Source organism: Desulfosporosinus sp. Tol-M2 (assembly GCF_059735615.1).
Map to the genome: position 1 here is coordinate 41,495 of NZ_JCAIJG010000035.1, position 17,807 is coordinate 59,301.

16 protein-coding genes are annotated in these 17,807 nt (G+C 44.3%); 9 read left to right on the top strand and 7 right to left on the bottom strand.

Annotated elements, in window-relative coordinates; all coding sequences use genetic code 11:
• Positions 1-200 precede the first annotated feature (200 nt).
• Complete coding sequence (locus tag AC6I5A_RS01555) at positions 201-686, top strand: hypothetical protein (protein ID WP_034610916.1); 486 nt, start codon at positions 201-203, stop codon at positions 684-686.
• A gap of 165 nt (positions 687-851) precedes the next feature.
• On the opposite strand, the gene AC6I5A_RS01560 is transcribed toward AC6I5A_RS01555, so the two are convergent.
• Positions 852-1,397, bottom strand: coding sequence for a hypothetical protein (locus AC6I5A_RS01560; protein ID WP_497900413.1), 546 nt, complete (start codon positions 1,395-1,397; stop codon positions 852-854).
• Here AC6I5A_RS01560 and AC6I5A_RS01565 point away from each other — a divergent pair.
• Together AC6I5A_RS01565 and AC6I5A_RS01570 are read left to right on the top strand one after the other, a co-directional pair.
• Positions 1,323-1,670: a hypothetical protein gene (locus tag AC6I5A_RS01565; protein WP_052167824.1), complete on the top strand. Its 348-nt coding sequence runs from the start codon at positions 1,323-1,325 to the stop codon at positions 1,668-1,670. The two genes, AC6I5A_RS01560 and AC6I5A_RS01565, sit on opposite strands and share 75 nt — an antisense overlap.
• A gap of 345 nt (positions 1,671-2,015) precedes the next feature.
• Entirely contained in the window at positions 2,016-2,768 is a 753-nt protein-coding gene (locus tag AC6I5A_RS01570) for a hypothetical protein (protein ID WP_034610919.1), read from the top strand.
• A 257-nt stretch (positions 2,769-3,025) separates the two neighbouring features.
• On the opposite strand, the gene AC6I5A_RS01575 is transcribed toward AC6I5A_RS01570, so the two are convergent.
• The 4 genes from AC6I5A_RS01575 to AC6I5A_RS01590 all read right to left on the bottom strand — a co-directional run bounded on the left by AC6I5A_RS01575 (position 3,026) and on the right by AC6I5A_RS01590 (position 7,180).
• The gene (locus tag AC6I5A_RS01575; RefSeq protein WP_034610922.1) at positions 3,026-4,492 is read right to left on the bottom strand and encodes a 4-hydroxyphenylacetate 3-hydroxylase family protein; all 1,467 of its coding nucleotides are present in this window, start codon (positions 4,490-4,492) and stop codon (positions 3,026-3,028) included.
• Between the two features lie 177 nt (positions 4,493-4,669).
• Complete coding sequence (locus tag AC6I5A_RS01580; RefSeq protein WP_497900405.1) at positions 4,670-4,846, bottom strand: YgjP-like metallopeptidase domain-containing protein; 177 nt, start codon at positions 4,844-4,846, stop codon at positions 4,670-4,672.
• Positions 4,847-4,977: 131 nt separating this feature from the next.
• Positions 4,978-5,769, bottom strand: coding sequence for a TVP38/TMEM64 family protein (locus AC6I5A_RS01585; RefSeq protein ID WP_497900406.1), 792 nt, complete (start codon positions 5,767-5,769; stop codon positions 4,978-4,980).
• Between the two features lie 247 nt (positions 5,770-6,016).
• Positions 6,017-7,180: a THUMP domain-containing class I SAM-dependent RNA methyltransferase gene (locus AC6I5A_RS01590; RefSeq protein WP_034610923.1), complete on the bottom strand. Its 1,164-nt coding sequence runs from the start codon at positions 7,178-7,180 to the stop codon at positions 6,017-6,019.
• Positions 7,181-7,365: 185 nt separating this feature from the next.
• On the opposite strand from AC6I5A_RS01590, the gene AC6I5A_RS01595 reads away from it, so the two are divergent.
• A complete protein-coding gene (locus AC6I5A_RS01595; protein ID WP_034610925.1) occupies positions 7,366-8,688 on the top strand; it encodes an aminotransferase class V-fold PLP-dependent enzyme in 1,323 nt (440 codons plus the stop codon).
• 58 nt (positions 8,689-8,746) lie between these two features.
• Positions 8,747-9,223 carry a DsrE/DsrF/DrsH-like family protein gene (locus tag AC6I5A_RS01600; protein WP_034610927.1) on the top strand — a complete coding sequence of 159 codons (477 nt, stop codon included), beginning with the start codon at positions 8,747-8,749 and terminating at the stop codon, positions 9,221-9,223.
• A gap of 3 nt (positions 9,224-9,226) precedes the next feature.
• Here AC6I5A_RS01600 and AC6I5A_RS01605 read toward each other — a convergent pair whose 3' ends face one another.
• Positions 9,227-9,856, bottom strand: coding sequence for a ribonuclease H1 domain-containing protein (locus tag AC6I5A_RS01605; RefSeq protein ID WP_034610930.1), 630 nt, complete (start codon positions 9,854-9,856; stop codon positions 9,227-9,229).
• Between the two features lie 146 nt (positions 9,857-10,002).
• Between AC6I5A_RS01605 and nifJ the strand changes: the two genes are divergently transcribed.
• Entirely contained in the window at positions 10,003-13,527 is a 3,525-nt protein-coding gene (nifJ, locus tag AC6I5A_RS01610) for a pyruvate:ferredoxin (flavodoxin) oxidoreductase (RefSeq protein ID WP_497900407.1), read from the top strand.
• A 235-nt stretch (positions 13,528-13,762) separates the two neighbouring features.
• Here nifJ and AC6I5A_RS01615 read toward each other — a convergent pair whose 3' ends face one another.
• Positions 13,763-13,930 carry a CDIF630_02480 family spore surface protein gene (locus AC6I5A_RS01615; protein WP_497900408.1) on the bottom strand — a complete coding sequence of 56 codons (168 nt, stop codon included), beginning with the start codon at positions 13,928-13,930 and terminating at the stop codon, positions 13,763-13,765.
• Between the two features lie 122 nt (positions 13,931-14,052).
• Between AC6I5A_RS01615 and AC6I5A_RS01620 the strand changes: the two genes are divergently transcribed.
• The 3 genes from AC6I5A_RS01620 (at position 14,053) to AC6I5A_RS01630 (ending at position 17,281) form a co-directional block, all read left to right on the top strand.
• The gene (locus AC6I5A_RS01620; protein WP_497900409.1) at positions 14,053-15,492 is read left to right on the top strand and encodes an MFS transporter; all 1,440 of its coding nucleotides are present in this window, start codon (positions 14,053-14,055) and stop codon (positions 15,490-15,492) included.
• Positions 15,493-16,046: 554 nt separating this feature from the next.
• Positions 16,047-17,093, top strand: coding sequence for an acetyl-CoA hydrolase/transferase family protein (locus AC6I5A_RS01625; RefSeq protein WP_497900410.1), 1,047 nt, complete (start codon positions 16,047-16,049; stop codon positions 17,091-17,093).
• A 41-nt stretch (positions 17,094-17,134) separates the two neighbouring features.
• Positions 17,135-17,281, top strand: coding sequence for an acetyl-CoA hydrolase/transferase C-terminal domain-containing protein (locus tag AC6I5A_RS01630; protein WP_497900411.1), 147 nt, complete (start codon positions 17,135-17,137; stop codon positions 17,279-17,281).
• Positions 17,282-17,807: the final 526 nt, after the last annotated feature.

The following is a 17,807-nucleotide window of genomic DNA, read 5'->3' on the forward strand; positions in this document are numbered from 1 at the left end:
TCTTCTTTAAAACACCTTGGATCATTGGTAAGGTATAGGTGTATAAAGTATATCCTAAAATAAAATGGGTGGCAATCAAGAAGGTGCATTTTAAAGTATTGGGAGGATCATAACCGGAAGAATAGTTGAGAAGCGATGGTCTCTGCTGAAATCAAGCACATATAATTAGTTGTTACTGATTGATCCGAGGAGGTATCTGTGTGAAAAGAGGTATCTGTGTGAAAAGGGGTATCTGTGTGAAAAGAGTTTTCATGGTGGCTTTGTTGATCATCGGGCTGGTAGGATGCTCTGCGCCCGGCCCAATTCAACTTGGTCAAAAACAGTCTAATTTTGTCCATCAATCCCTCGAACCGGAAGAAGTAGCCCTAAGATTTTATGATGCCCAGAGGAGCAGCTCATATAGTGAGGCTTGGAATTATATGTCACCCGCTTATCAGACTTTTTGGAAATCTTTTGAGTATTATGTCGACTTTATCAGCCGAACGAGGACTGTCATTACGGAATACGCCACCATTCGTTTAAATGATAAACCCGCAGAAATAAAACAAGACGGACCGGAACATATTATGTTGTGGTACAGTACTACAAATAATGATTATTTCTTCTTTAACCTAATAAAAGTGGACTCCCAGTGGAAAGTATTTTACACCGGAGGGGTTGCTCAAGTTGGTGATTTACCAAAATAATCTCCTGTAGTGTTTTTTTATCTTTCAACCTTATGGCAGAAGCAAACTTAGCAAAGGCCTTGAAGAGGATTTCTCTCCAAGGCCTTTGCCATTTAGCAGCTTACTTAGTTGCTGCTTCAAAATATTTCCGAAATGACGTTTGAAGGTTTCATTTCAAAAGCAAGATCAGGGAATAGCAAGCGCTTGAAAAGTAAGCATCACTTGAACAATAACGACCATCTTCTCTTGTATGGTCTTGAAAACGCCTTCTTCGAAAGGCCCTCCTGCCAATGGTACACGGTCAAGAGCATCATCCATTTCGTTGATTTGGCTATAGATGAGCTGACAAGTGGGCAGCACATTAAGGAATTTATTGCTAATGACATTATGCTCCGACAGATCACCCATCATCAGCTTATCTTTTGCCGAGAACCCGGAAGGAAGCGGCAGCGTTTTTAAATACTCATATTCTTGTTGTCGGTCGAATTGGAGAGCCGGTACGGCAAGGGAAGTACCAAGATCAACTACACACGAAATGGGGATATCGACGACAAAATCCCTAATCACACCATCCACTGTAGTTGCCGTTTGATTCTTTACTCTCGAATATTGAATATCCTTGCGTACGAAACCTCCCAGGAACAGCTTGGGAGTATCTTGTGGCGCACCAACTATAATGGGGGCAGGAGCGTTAAAAAACCTGCACTGGGTTATCTTAAGATTTTTTTTAATTTTTTAATTTCCAGGGCATGTCTTGGTAAAGTAATTATCGCTTCCGCCGGAATCGAAACTGTCACAAATACACTATTACCCGTTTGCGTAACTGCTAAAGGAGTGCACGTTGCCAATGCCGCAGAGACCGGCACAACAGGATTCGGTGTAACCGGTGGTACCTTCTTCTCACATGGGTTTTGCACTGTCGTGCACGAAGCTTGCGCGGTCATACAAGGAGTTAATCTAGTGCCAGGGGGAATCGGAACGGATGGTATCCGCACGCAGGAATAACCTATTTGTCTTTCCATATAACTGCTTCTTCCTTTCTCTCAAATAATAACCGTGCAACTGCTTTTTTAAGTTGCACATGAACAAGGCACGTTTTATCTATCGTTTGTAAGCAATAGTAGTAATGATTTGGTGCCCACGCCCGACAAGTCCACCGCCTTCTATTGGTAGTATATGCCTGTTTAGGTTAATTGTCCCAGTTAATCTCGTATGCTTCTAATGAATAGATGTAAATAAATATTTAAATGCTTTAACCTCTTCCGGTTTTCGGATAAAATAAAGCGTAAGCGTGCTTGGGGTATTCGGTCGTGACTGACTGCCATCGGAAGAATATTTAGGAGGAAACCTATGAAAGCTTTACTTACGTTAACATCCAGTGAATCAAAACGACTTATTGCCAAAGGGGTCAAGGCCCTGCCCAGCGTTCTGAACGCTTTGGCAAAATATACGATTATTGTGGCAGGCAGTACTTCGAATGCCTTTGTGGCGGAAGAGTTACTTGGAGTCCGGATTGAGGACAAAACCGGCTATACCGTGGGCATCGTCACCAAGGGAGAGCTGGGAATCAGTCAGTCTTCTAAGAAAACATTTCCTTATGTTCTTGCCAAGGGACAAGCCCTGGAGATCTCCTGGAAAGAATATTTGCCCAAATTACAGGTTGGGGATATCTTCATTAAAGGCGGCAACGCCGTAGACCACACCGGTTTAGCTGCTGTAATGGTTTCAGATTCCACGGGAGGTACTATCGGGGCGGCTCAAGGGATCCTTTATGCCCGAGGGATTGAACTGATTGTTCCGATCGGTCTTGAGAAAATGATTCCCGATGTTCGAGCAGCTGTTGAATTTATGACTAAATCCCCCGTTGACGAATCCTTTGGCCATAAAGTTGGTCTCATTCCTATGCTTGGCGCTACCGTTGTTACGGAAATTACTGCCCTGGAAACACTCTACGATGTCCAAGCGCGATGCATTGCTGCAGGTGGGGTCGATGGCTCGGAAGGTGCGGTTACTATTGCCATTAAAGGACTTGATGAAGAAGTGCAAAGGGCAATTCGAGACGTTAGATCATTTAAGGGCGAGCCTCAGGTTTCCGTTCAATAAACAATAAATACAAGCATGGCAATTGCCATGCTTGTATTTATTTAATTTAATTATACTTGCTTCGCTCGGGGACGCACCTCTGCACAATTTAAGAACTGCGAACTACGATTTAGCTCATGGCAAATCACATGTAAAATAGTCCCCACTCCTAGCTGAGAAGTTACACTAATTGTACCACCTATCTCTTCCAAAATGTGTTTCACGATACTTTCTGGAGCGCATTGGAGACTATTGTACAAATATTGCGGAAGAGATTGTTAATCATGGACCATCGAGTTGGAGCTGACTTGGATTCCGGCAAGTTTTTGAGCCAGGCTCTTTTTCCTATCCAAATTGGCTTGGCGCAGAATCATAACTCTTTGAGCTTGGGGTGAACCGGCTCCATGCATACTTTCGACGAGGGCTGTCCCGCCCGTCATGTTTTCGATAAGTCTGGCCATGCGAATTCGATCGATAGTTGGCACTGAGTCAACACCTTTTAAGTATTTTTCAATATAGGGTCCTATTTCCGGATGTTTCAGGTCTTTTTCGGAGGGCAATGTGGCCATAAAACCACCCGCTATATCATGGGCCAAGCGGCAGATTTCATAAATATAACGTGTAACATTTTGCTTTACAGTATTTGCAAGCATGGGATCCACCAGATAGGCACCGGACGGAGTCGGTACACCTTCGCAGGAACAAGCCAGAGACCCACTGTAAAGAGTTTCAGTAAGGTGCACCATTTCTACGATTTTATCCCGGACATGAGAGGCCTTTGCTGCCCCGTTATACTCGGCAATCGCTGCGGCAGCTCCTATGATGACATCACTTACTCCGCCTTTACAGCCACCATAGTTGGAACGATGTAAAGAAGCAAATCTTTCAACGAGTAAACCCGCAAATTGATACTCTTCACACATAAACACTCGCTCCCATGGAACAAAGACATCATTCAGTATAGTCAATGCCTCTCCGCCGACAATTCCATACAGAGCATTTCCTTGATCAATTTCTCCTTCGAGTCGCCGTTGGTCATTAGTTTGTCGTCCAAAAATATGCAGAACTCCAGAAGCATCTGAAGGGATTGCGCAGACTACGGCGTATGCTTTGTCATTTTCCGTCATAGCCACGGTTGGCATGATTAGCATTTCGTGAGAGTTAATAATTCCCGTTTGATGAGCTTTCGCCCCGCGAATAACAATTCCTTTGTCATTCTTTTCGACGATATGGACAAACAGATCCGGATCTTTCTGCCGACTGGGTATTAAGCCCCGGTCTCCTTTAGGATCGGTCATCGCACCCGCCACCATTAAGTCATTTTCCTGGATATATTCCAGATAACTGCGGAATCTTTCATGATAATTCGTCCCTAACGCTTGATCTATTTCATAAGATACGCTATATGTTGCATTCAAGGCATCAAAACCGACACAACGTTGGTAGCAAGTTCCTGTCCGGTTCGCTATCATGCGCAGCATTTTGACTTTCTTCAGTAAGTCCTCAGTGCTTTGATGGATGTGCGTAAACCGGCTTATTTTTTTCCCCGTGATATGGGAAGTCGCTGTTACGAGATCTTCAGTACTCGCATCATGAGCCAATTCATAAGTTATAGCTGCGGAATTAATATGAGGACGAAAAAGCGGATAATCAACGATGTTTTCAATTCTCTCGCCAAAGGCATAGACATTAAGTTTTAGTCCTCTAAGACTTTCTATATAGTCGTTTCCATTTTTTAGTGACATAAAGTTTTCCTCCTATCCGCACGAACTTCTTGATTTCAAATAATCCAGGCTTTATTTTAGTATAACATATCGCAAGTGGGCATCCATCAACAAATTATTCCACGTTATCATGTTCAATGTTGTAGGGGACTAACGGGTTTCCTTTATCTAATAATTCCAGTCTTCATGTTTTACCACTTATCTGTTAAGCTCATCTTTACAGCAGCGCCACTTTGGCAAATATTCATTCATGTATGCCCTAAATACTGCATTATGCTTTCTGACCAGAAGATGAACCATTTCATGAACTACGATATTTTTAATGTTCTTTTGTTCAACATCAATGATGATTTCTCCAAGGTGCAATTGTGACATAATTAATATTCCCCCTGCTAAGTCCTCATTGCATACTCAATACCTTGGCAGTCTGGTCTGCTCCTGGTAGAACTCCTCCACACCGATCTCCTTCATCCGCCGATTAAACCTTTTTTACTGCTGGATTGGAATCACAGTAGCGCTTTGTACAGAAATATTACAATAATTATTATTCCAAAAGACCACAAGGTGACTTTTAGCCACGAACCAGACCATTGCTCTTTAACCCATTGAATACGGTTATTATGCTCCACAAATTCACGAAGCCACAGGCGATTCCACCAAACAATAATCAATAGCATAATTAAAGCCGACACAATAACTACAACAGGATGCATATTTTCATAGACTAACCTGCTACCCGTATAACTAAGTATAGCATATCCGGGGAGTCGTCCCGCTATGGAGATTAGAACGAGAGTGCTAATTTTAATTCTGGTAAGTCCAGCAATGAAACAGATCATGTCATCCGGAAAAGCCGGCAGAAGAAAAATCAAAAAGAATACCAATACTCCTTTATCCTCAGTTAAGTGGTCAAACTTCTCCAATAATTCTTTTTTAATAAAGAGTTCAACAAAAGGTCGCCCTAGTTTTCGCGTCAGGACAAAAATCAGCGTAAAGCCAATTCCAGCACCGATGAGTGTATATACTAATCCCCAGGAAGTTCCAAATAAATATCCGCCAACGAATCCGATGACCTGTCCGGGTATTGGGGCAATAAAGGCTTGTGCGACCTGAAGCAATATATAGACTACTGGACCCCATGCCCCAGCTCCTATAATTAAGTTCCTCGTCTGCTCTGGATTATTCAGAATTGAAAGATACGGCCATGCGAGATAGACCATAACACCCAGAATCACGACAACCACCAAAACCGTTACGATAAGTGAGTTGTTGCGTTGTTTTAGTGGGACTTGACTCATGATAAGTATCATTCCTTTCGCTGTGCTCAAGGCACAAAATTCGTTACTCACGCATGGATTTTGCCCGACAACTGATACATTATGTACATAATTTAGCTTAAGGGGATATCTGAAATAAACGCAATAGCCGAAGGGAATCTTCTTGATCCGCGCATGGTAGCGCGCTGTTAGGCGAAGGCTTTGTCCCAAAAGAAAACCCCAGGAAATTATGCATTCTCCCAAGGTAGAGGTTTCAAAAATGTCAATATTAGCCTTGATCAATGGCGTTTTGGTATGCTTCCCGAGGGGGACGTGGGCCGAAGAACTGGAAGTAATGGCATTCCATTCGTCCGTTATAAAGCTTTCGGCTTTTGTCCCAACGCCGTCCGATGAAGCGTTCTGGAAATTGATGAGTGGTAAGCATATGCAGGGACCAGTTTTGCAAACGCTTAAACGTTTCTCCAAGTTCAAGATAGAGTCCTTCAATCTCTGTGACATCCCCAAGTCGCTCACCATAGGGCGGGTTGGCAATCATATGCCCGTATTTAAACCTGGACCGCACATCGGCCACCGCTAGTCGCTGAAAGTGGATTGCATCTTCTACCCCGGCCTCAAGAGCGTGTGTGCGGGCTAAAGCCAAAGCTTTCGGATCGATATCTGAACCGTAGATATGTAAAGGTACGTGGCAATTCCAAAGATCGAGTGCTTCCTGCCAAGCTTCTTGCCAGAGTGCTTTGGGAATTCTGGGCCATTTCTCGGCTGCAAAACTACGTTTCAGGCCCGGCGCCCGGTTCTGGGCAATAAATGCCGCTTCGATGGGAATTGTTCCGGTCCCGCAAAAAGGGTCCAGTAAGGCGCGACCTTTGTGCCAGTAACTTAGTAGAATCATTGCCGCTGCCAAAGTTTCTTTTAAGGGCGCTTGTCCGGCAAGCTGCCGATAGCCGCGCTTGTGTAAACCTAAGCCGGACGTGTCTAAGGTCAGGGTCACAAGATCCTTGAGCAGGGCGACTTCGATCTGATAACGGGGTCCCGTCTCTTCAAACCAGCTTCTACCATAGCTTGCTTTGAGGCGTTCCACAATCGCTTTTTTTACAATAGCCTGGCAATCGGAAACACTGAACAACTGGGATTTAATAGATTTTCCTTGAACGGGAAAGTTCGCTTTCTCGGGAAGCCACTCCTCCCAGGGCAATGCTTTCGTTTGTTGAAAAAGCTCTTCGAATGTTCGAGCTTTGAAAGAGCCCATTTTAAGAAGAACACGATCAGAACTGCGTAACCAGAGGTTTGTACGACAAATCCCCAGCTCATCAGTGCTGAAAGAGACTCTCCCGTTTTCGACCACTAAATTATCATAGCCAAGTTTTTTTAGCTCACGAGCCACAATGGATTCCAAACCAAAAGCGGCTGTGGCGATCAGCTCAATTTTTGCCATCCGGATTCAACCTCTGCTTTCAATGTTACCAAACAATAATAAGCAACATCCATTTAGGATGATACCATTAGTCATCCCGGCGGTCAAATTGCCCTTTCATTAACTGTCACCTTTTCCTGAAAATTAAATATCATGCATGAAGAGCAGATACTGATTTATATATCTGCTTAGATTGAGGTGATTGTATGAATTATAAGTTGACGCAGTCCAATTACAGGCATCTGGTTGTAGGGGCAGACACAAAGATTCCTCTGCAGAACGGTCAATTTACAGCAGCCATAAACTTCGATAACGCGGCTTCAACCCCTCCCTTTGTTTCGGTTATGGAGGAAATAAATAACTTTTCAACTATGTATTCTTCTATCCATCGAGGCACCGGTTATAAATCAAAGTTTTCTTCCCAGCTCTTTGAAGCGGCAAGATCTGTCGTCTTAAAATTTGTTAATGCCGAACCTTACCACGATACAGTGATTTTTGTTAAAAATACGACGGAAGCGATTAACAAATTATCCTATCGTCTCTGGCATGGAAACAAGAAAAGTGTCATCCTATCGACCTGGATGGAGCACCATTCCAACGATCTCCCGTGGAGAAACAAGTTTCATGTGGATTATGTTCAAACAGATACCCATGGAAAATTAAGTCTTGAGAATTTAGAGTATAAATTAAAAAAACATAAGGGCAACGTTAAACTCGTAACCGTGACCGGAGCCTCCAATGTTACCGGATATGTTAACCCGATACATAAAATAGCTGAACTGGCCCACCGCTATCAGGCGAAAATACTGGTTGATGGCGCACAGTTAGTCCCTCACCATGCCGTTAATATGAAACCAAAAAATCCACTCCAACATATCGATTATCTTGCTTTTTCGGCTCATAAAATGTACGCCCCCTTTGGCACAGGAGTACTCATTGGCCCGCAGGAAACGTTTAAACAGGGTATCTCTGAATTTGTGGGCGGAGGTACCGTAGAAACCGTGAATCATGATTGGGTAGTGTGGTCTAACCCCCCACATAAAGAAGAGGCGGGAACCCCCAACGTTATGGGGATTGTTGCTCTCGTGGCAGCGATTAATACCTTAACAGCCATAGACATGAGAAACGTCGATTACTATGAGCGTGAGCTTACCAATTATGCCAATCAAAAGTTAAAATCAATCCCCGGGATTACGCTTTACTCGCATACCGCCCCAGATGAACCTAGAATTGGAATTATCCCATTTAATATTCAAGGAATTGCTCACCATCAGGTTGCAGCTATGCTGTCCAAAGAGGCGGGCATCGCAGTTCGCAGCGGCTGTTTTTGTGCTCAGCCCTATATTCAGCAGCTTTTATCCATTTCCCCGCAACAAATGGATTTCTACAAAAATAACGCGGATGCTCCCCGCCCAGGTATGGTTCGATTAAGCTTCGGCTTATACAACGACTTCAGTGAAATTAATGTTTTAACCCACTTTCTTAAAAGAATCAGCAAGCACCCTACAACTTTCAGGAACTTGGTGTAATATAATTCCCATTTCTACGAACAATAGGTTTGTAGAAAACATTGAAGGGGTGCGTGAATTGAATAAGAAAATGAACATCCTCATGTTTAGCGGAGAATATGATAAAGCTTTAGCCGCTCTGGTACTTGCCAATTCTGCCCGGGAGTTGGAGGTCGACGTAACCATGTTTTTTGCGTTTTGGGGACTAATGCTCGTTCGTGACCCTGAAAAAGGGACATCCGAGGACAAAAGTTTATATGAAAAAATGTTCGGGATGGTTACTCCCAAGGGACCTGAGGAATTGCCCCTCTCCAGAATGAACATGGCCGGACTTGGCAAACAAATGCTTTGTGAGATGATGGAAGATGACCAAACCCCCACTCTGACAGACTTTCTCAATGGAGCGAGGAAAAAGGGGGTTAAATTTTATGGGTGTAAATTATCCGTTGATGTCATGGGCTTTAAAGAAGACGAACTGTTACCGGAAGTTGAAATCATCACGGCAAAAGAATATTTAGACGATGCCCTGACCTCTGACATTCAACTTTTTATCTAGTTACTATGTACTTATTCCCAGAGCTTCTTTGGCCAGGCGATCTACGTAATCGTTAAATTGATCTCCTGAGTGGCCGATAACTTTTCTAAATTCGTAAATTCCCTGATGCGCTTTCATAAACGCGACGTAGGCTTTGGTAAACTTATTTTTTGCTTGCCAATCTCCGCTAACCCAATGAGAAATTCCGGAATAGTCGTGATAGATCAGAATACGGGCATTAAGCGTTTTGGCTTTTTCCACAGCATGTTGGACCGCTGCCAGTTCGCCGGCGACATTCCGCATACTTGCTGCCTCAAGGTCTTCCCCAACCCCTTTGCTTTCAAAAACGACCTCGCCATCCTTGATAAAGACATAACCATAGGAATACCTGCCATTGCAATAGCTGCCGTCGGTATAGACTTCATAGTCAATAGGGCCTTTAGCATCAAGCGGACCATTCACCTTGCTGCTTTCGTTAAGATCGTTAGAAGTCCTAACGCAGCCGTTGAACCACTCCAGGGCTGCAACTTTCGTTTCAAACCCTTTATACACTGCTCCTTTATACCCTTTAACAGAGGCCAGGCATTCCGGCCAGTTATTAAAAATCCCTACCTTAGTTCCTTCTTTAACCGCGTAGTAATTTTTTTTACCCAAAGCTTGTTCCTCCTTAAAACTTTGGCAATCTCGCCGGTTAGTCCGATAATAACCTTTTAATGAATGATATTCGTCCAATAATAAAATAATAGGTTAAAGCTGTACAAAACACAAACCGTAACCACAAATGAAGGAGGACTGTCCCCGTGACTAAAGTAATAAAAACGATGGATGGAAACCAGGCCGCGGCCTTAGCTTCTTATTCCTTAACCGAAGTGGCCGCGATCTTTCCGATTACCCCGTCTACTCCGATGGCGGAAGATGTCGACGAGTGGTCTGCACATGGTATGAAGAATATATTCGGTCAACCGGTAAGAGTGTCCGAACTACAGTCAGAGGCCGGTGCCGCCGGAGCCTTGCACGGTTCTTTGGCAGCGGGTGCACTCTCGACTACTTATACTTCTTCTCAGGGTCTGCTCCTAATGATCCCCGATATGTATAAAATGGCAGGCGAACTTTTACCGGCGGTGTTTCACGTAAGCGCTCGGGCAATTTCTACGCACGCTTTATCTATCTTTGGCGACCACCAGGATGTTATGGCTTGCCGGCAAACAGGCTTTGCCCTACTTGCTTCCTCAAACGTTCAAGAAGCGCATGATTTTGCTTATACAGCCCATCTTTGTACGATTAAATCCCGGATTCCTTTTCTCCATTTCTTCGATGGATTCCGAACCTCACATGAGATTCAGAAGATCGAAGTGATCAATGAACAGGATATTATCGGGATTGTCGATTGGCAGGCGATCCAAGCCTTTCGTGACCGCGCTTTATCACCTGAACACCCGGTAGTCCGCGGGACTAACCAAAATCCCGACATCTATTTTCAAGGCCGGGAAGTCGCTAACCTTTATTATCAAGCAGTCCCGGACATTGTGGAAAACTATCTCCAGGAAATCAAACGGATTACGGGCAGAGAATATCATCTCTTTGATTATTACGGTTCCCCGGATGCGGAATTTATTATCGTCGCCATGGGCTCTGTCTGCGGAACGATTGAGGAAACAATTGATTACCTCATGGCCAAAGGAGAAAAGGTTGGGGTTATTAAAGTCCGCCTCTATCGACCGTTCTCCGAAAAATATTTCTTCCAAGTTCTCCCCAAATCAGTCAGGAAGATTGCCGTCCTCGATCGCACCAAAGAGCCGGGAGCGCCTGCCGAGCCCTTATGTTTAGATGTAGTTCATATGTTCTCGAAAAGTGAGATCAAACCGCAAATAATAGGCGGCCGTTACGGCCTGGGCTCAAAGGATACCCGTCCAGCCCAGATCATGGCGGTCTATGACAATCTCAAACAAGATCAGCCTAAAGATGGGTTTACGATTGGAATTACTGATGATGTCACGCATACCTCCCTTCCTGAAGGAGAGCCGGTTAAAACAAATCCCGAAGGAACCATCAGTTGCAAGTTTTATGGCTTAGGTTCTGATGGGACAGTGGGGGCTAACAAACTAGCGATCAAGATTATCGGCGATAATACCCCCCTTTATGCCCAAGGTTATTTTGCTTATGACAGTAAAAAATCCGGTGGCACGACTATTTCCCACTTGCGTTTTGGCAAGAAGCCCATAAAATCGACCTACTGGGTGTTTCAGGCGGACTACATTGCCTGTCATAATAAATCATTTATTTACAATTACGATTTAGTAAAAGGACTCAAGCCTAACGGAACGTTTGTCTTGAACTGCCCTTGGAAACCGGAAGAACTGGACAGGGAGCTTCCCGCTTCGCTGCGAAGATATATCGCCGAAAATAAGATCAATTTCCATATAATCGATGCCGTTAAGATTGCCTGCGATATTGGTCTGGGCGGCAGGATCAATATGATTATGCAGGCAGCCTTCTTTAAGCTGGCCAATGTTATTCCGGTTGATGATGCCGTAAACTACTTAAAAGAGTCCCTCGCCAAAACATACGGTAATAAAGGTCAGAAGATTGTGGACATGAATATTGCGGCTGTGGATCGCGGCATAAAATCTATACAAGTGGTAGCTATACCTCAGGCCTGGGCTACTGCCGAAGCAGAGGATACCCCGGCGGATGACGAACCGGCTTTTATCAAGAATATTCAACGTCCCATGGCTCGCAATGAAGGAGACGATCTCCCCGTCAGTACTTTCCTGGGAAGTGAGGATGGCACCTTCCCCATGGGGACAACCGCTTATGAAAAGCGGAGGATTGCTGTTCTGATCCCGGAGTGGCAAATTGACAAATGCATTCAATGCAACCAGTGTTCCTTAATCTGTCCGCACGCCACTATTCGCCCCTTCCTGCTAAGTGACGAGGAACTGACCAAAGCCCCAGCTGCTTTCCGGACGAAAAAACCGCTTGCTAAAGGTCTCAAAGACTTTCACTATCGCATCCAAATTGATCCCCTGGATTGTACGGGATGCGGCAACTGTGCCGATATCTGTCCGGCACCGGAAAAAGCCCTGATCATGCAACCGGCTGCACCTCAAACGAAGGCCCAAGCGGAGAACTGGTATTTTACCTGCACCGTTACAGAGAAAAATAGCCTAATGGATCCTAAAAGTGTCCTAGGCAGTCAGTTTCGGCGTCCGCTCTTTGAATTCAGCGGAGCTTGCCCAGGGTGTGGAGAAACACCGTACATCAAGCTGATTACTCAATTATTCGGTGATCGCATGATGATTGCCAATGCCACGGGTTGCTCTTCTATTTACGGAGCCAGTGCTCCCTCCATTCCATTTACCATAAATACCGAGGGCAAGGGTCCTGCATGGGCTAGTTCGCTGTTTGAAGATAACGCCGAATATGGGTATGGGATGTACCTTGGCGTTAAACAAATTCGAGATAATTTGACGAATTTAGTAAAACAATCTTTAGAGACCCCCATCCCCGAAAACCTGAAGGTAGCCTTCCATGAATGGCTTGCCGGGAAAGATGACGGAGAAGCCTCAAAGGCTGCTACCGCCAAAGTTTTCGCTGCCCTAGGGACTATGCCGGAATCCGACAAGGCGCTCGTCCGAGCGATCCTGGCGAAAAAAGATTACTTCATTAAACGGTCACAATGGATGATCGGCGGGGATGGCTGGGCTTATGATATCGGCTACGGAGGATTAGACCATGTCCTGGCTTCCGGGGACGATATCAACATTCTCGTTCTTGACACAGAAGTCTATTCCAATACAGGCGGCCAGTCTTCTAAATCCACGCCGACAGCTGCCGTTGCCAAATTTGCGGCAGCCGGTAAAAAAATCCGCAAAAAGGATCTCGGCCTGATGGCCATGAGCTATGGCTATATCTATGTAGCTCAGATTGCTCTGGGAGCTAATATGCATCAAACGGTCAAAGCCCTGACGGAAGCCGAAAATTATCAAGGACCCTCTCTGGTCATTGCCTACTCTCCCTGCATCAGCCATGGTATTAAGAGCGGTATGGGCACCTCGATGGCGCAAGCAAAGAAAGCAGTTGAGGCCGGATATTGGCATCTCTACCGCCATAACCCCCTACTAAAAGAAGAAGGAAAGAATCCTTTCATTTTAGATTCCAAAGAACCTTCCGGATCATTCAAGGACTTCATCCTTAGTGAAGTCCGTTACGCGCAATTAAGTTCCACCTTCCCTGACATTGCTGACGAATTGTTTAAGGTAGCTGAACACCATGCCTTGGAACGCTATCAAAGCTACAAACGCTTGACTGAAATGCAATATTAGTGTAGGAGTGGGAGTCTCTCGATTGGATAAACTTCGATTAGTAAACTTCGATCAGTAAGTTAAGCAGCGGGCGACTAGGGCACCCGCTGCTTAACTTATTTGTTATGCGTATTTATTACACATTTTCAAGTTTTCAAGACCCCCACTTCTATAAGTGGGGGTGGGTTCTTCGTAACTTCAGGTGGGGTAGAGTCCCCATCTGAAGCCTCGATGTTCAGCTTTAGCGTAAGCGAGTTCACTTCTGATTTGTGTCGACCCAGTCTTTGGCATTCCACACTTCAAGTTCACTGGGGATGGTCACATTCGATATTTCCTTCAACTTCTCGATATTTGCCCAAGCTGCCGTTGTATGCTGTTCGATTGGTCTAAGCATAAGGTCTTCCTTCGTATTTTGGTCACTCATAAATTGACATCCCTCCTTCTGTTCTTTAGTATGATCAGTCCGAAGGAATAACATTCCAATCGCATGCGTTATATGATATATTTAAATTTATCTTTAGCTATCGGAAGGAGACCGAAAATCAAGTGAAGCTGGCAGGTAATAATCTGGTATTAAGTCTAAAAAGCTCCCCTCGGTACCGCTGGTATATTCTGGCGACAGCTTCCATTGGTACGTTCATGTCTACCTTAGATAGCAGTATTCTTAATGTGGCTCTGCCCACCATTTCTGGAAAATTAGATGCAGATCTTGCAATCTTACAATGGGTCGTTACCGCTTATTTATTGACAATCTCCAGTTTACTCCCTGTTTTTGGGCGAATAGCTGATCTATTAGGGCGTAGGCGGATTTTCTCTTTGGGTTTTTTGGTCTTTACCCTCGGTTCTATTATGTGCGGATTGGCGCCTAATATTTGGGTTCTGGTTGGTATGCGTATCCTCCAGGCCATTGGGGCATCTATGCTAATGTCTAACAGTGCGGCTCTTATTATTGCGAACTTCCCTCCTAAAGAGCGAGGACAAGCCTTAGGAATAATCGGGACTGTAGTTGCTCTCGGAAGCCTAACCGGTCCGGCGCTCGGCGGAATTTTAGTAGGACTCTTAAACTGGCGTTCCATTTTTTTTGTCAATTTGCCAATCGGAATTTTTGGTTACCTTGCCGCTCGAATCGTTCTCCCCCAGGATAAACTTCTGCAAAACAAAGAGACCTTCGATTTTGCAGGCGCTCTCTTCTTTATATTTGGTATAATCAGTCTTATGTTTGCCATCAGCACCGGTCAGAGTTGGGGTTGGCATTCTTACCCAATTCTTGGAGGGTTAATTCTGGGAACACTTAGTTTGGCCTGCTTCTTCTATACCGAGGTTCGGGTACCTAATCCCATGATTGATCTGACAATGTTTCGCATCCGTCCATTTTTGATAGGGAATATTACAGGTCTTCTCTCCTTCGTAGCTATGTTTGCCAATGTGATGCTCATGCCTTTCTATCTCCAACATGTTTTAAATTATAGTCCAGCCCAGGTGGGATTACTAATGACCGTTTTTCCGCTGACGATGGCGATCAGCGCTCCGCTCAGCGGACGTGCCTCTGACCGCATTGGTCCGATTTTCTTGACTACCTGTGGCCTGGTCGTTACCGGAATAAGCTTTGGTTATCTTTCGACTTTGACTGCCACCTCATTATTTTGGCAAGTTGTACTGGGTCTCTTTCTTACGGGTTTGGGAGTCGGCCTTTTCCAATCTCCCAACAACAGCAGTGTCATGAGTTCTGTACCTCCTCAAAAATTAGGCGTCGCCGGTGGAATTAGCGCCCTCGTCCGGAATGTGGGCATGGTTCTCGGCATCGCCTTTTCCGTCTCCTTATTTCAAAGCCGAGAAGCTTCACTACTCTCAGGTGTAAACAACCCAACCCCTCTCCAGCAAGTCACTGCTTTTGTAGGTGCTTATCATACTGTTATGCTCGCAGCACTGAGCATCGCCCTTGTTGCAGCTCTGATTTCCCTAAATCGAAAAGGATACACCCCTTAAACTATGCTTAAGATCCACTACGTAATTCGGAACAAAAAGTAAAGCTAGGATGCTTCTATATACTATTTATGCACATTCAGGAAAAATGTATAAGGAAGGTATAGAAAATGGATCAATCGAGTGTAAATAATGGAGCATGGTGTCCTGAATGTGGTAAGTATCGCAGCAATCTGCGAGCTGATTGCAAAAACTGTTTCGGTTTGTGCTGTGTTGCACTGTACTTTTCCGCTTCGGAAGGCTTCCCCATCGACAAGGACGCAGGTCAGCCCTGCCTTAATCTGCACAAGGTTACCTTCTTCGCTCACTCACCCAACGCAATGGAGCTAATCCAAGAGGACAACCTTTTCCAACGAGTTTGGTCTACCAATTAAAGCCGGTCCTATTGTGCCACTTTTCTGATTTTGCTAGCAGGAATTTGGTACTCTATTACGAACTATTAGTGCAAGAAGTTTTTTTCACCACATTTTAGTTGAGCAGTGTCGGCCAGCTTCCAACTTGTAGTCGATTTCTTCATGCTTGTCAATGGATGATGAAAAAGGAGGAATATAAAAGCGATGAGACAAGTTCAAGAACTTTACAACAACAAAAAACGCGAGGCTAAAGAGGCTATCAAACTAATCGAAGATGGGGATTCCATATGTGTGCCTTTAGGTGTCGGTGAACCCCCCACAATATTAACTGCGTTGTCAGAACAACGCCGCGATTATCATAATGTGAAAGTAAGGCAACCCTATCCTATTCATAAATATGGTTACTTTGATCCTAATACAGTGGAAAACATTCAACACGTAAGTTGGTTTCTTAGCTCTACAAGCCGACAAGGTGCTAAAGAAGGTTGGATAGACGTTATACCCAGTAGTTTTTTTGGGATTCCAAAATTGATTAACGACGGTTATGTTGCCTGTGACGTGGCTATAACTATGGTCTCTCCCATGGATAAATACGGTTACTTTTCGGTAAGTCTATCACCAGATTACACTATGGCAGCAATCGCTAAAGCCAGGGAAGTTATTGTGGAAGTAAACCCCCATGTACCATTTGCCAATGGTGACAATAAAGTCCATATCTCTCAGATTAGCGCACTAGTAGAAAGCCAAGATCCGATAATGACAATTCCTTTACCTACTATAGGTCCAGTTCACAAAGCAATTGCCGAATATGTAGCAGACTTTATTAAAGATGGTTCAACTCTGCAAATCGGACTTGGTGCTATTCCCGATTCTGTGCTCATGCTGATAGAAGATAAACAGGACCTTGGAATGCACACCGAACTGGTTACAGATGCCTTGATGCATTTATATGAGAAAGGGGCTCTCACAAATCGCAAAAAGAACTTTATGCCAGGTAAGATGGTTGCTACTATATCGCTAGGATCCCAAAAACTTTATGAGTTTATGGATCATAATCCTATGTTAGAAATGCACCCCGTAAGTTTCACCAATGATCCGAATATTGCCGGATTAAACGATAATTTAATAGCTGTCAATGGCTCGCTTGAGATTGATTTTCTCGGACAATGCAATTCTGAAAGCATTGGACCAGTCCCTTTCAGTGCAACTGGAGGACAACAGGATTTTTCTCCATGCAGCCTTATAGTCTAAAGGTGGAAAATCCTTTATAGTTCTACCGTCAACAGCTAAAAATGGTAAGATTTCACGTATCGTTGTATGGCGTCGCCCAACTTCGTGGTAAAACCTTTAGACAACGGACTCAGGAATTAATTGCAATAGCTCACCCTGATTTTCGGCCGGAATTGAGGGACGCGGCACGAAAGATGGGTCTAATGTAAAAATAGTTATTTTAACCCTGTCGAGTCGAAACAACCACTTATAAAGAATACTAATATACGGGGCTGTCCGGTTATCTGCACTCCTATTAACCTTTGAGGAAATTGATTTTGAAGAACGAGAAATAGAAGGACGCATGGGACTGATATAGGTTCTTAAATAAGGAATGTCAAGACAAAATATCAAAAAGCAGCATCCCAACAGGGGTGCTTTTCTTATCATAGATATTTTTCCCCATAGTTATTTCTCCCCATAATTTGGAAGGCCTTTGGGGGCCTTCTTTTTCATGCTTATCAGCTCCCCGGTAACTTCACCCTAATAGTACCCACATTACTCTGATTGAATATGATGTAGTAAAAGATTTAGTGAGGTGAAAGTATATGGAAGATCCTTTTGGGGATTAGGCTGAACAGAAAGAATTCATTACAAGGCGAGACTCAGAAAACCTTCCTGGGGCAGGTAAGCCCGTAAAAATTGAGCACTTTTATCTTTTGCCTCCAGAATATATATTTGATTCTGGTGCAAAAA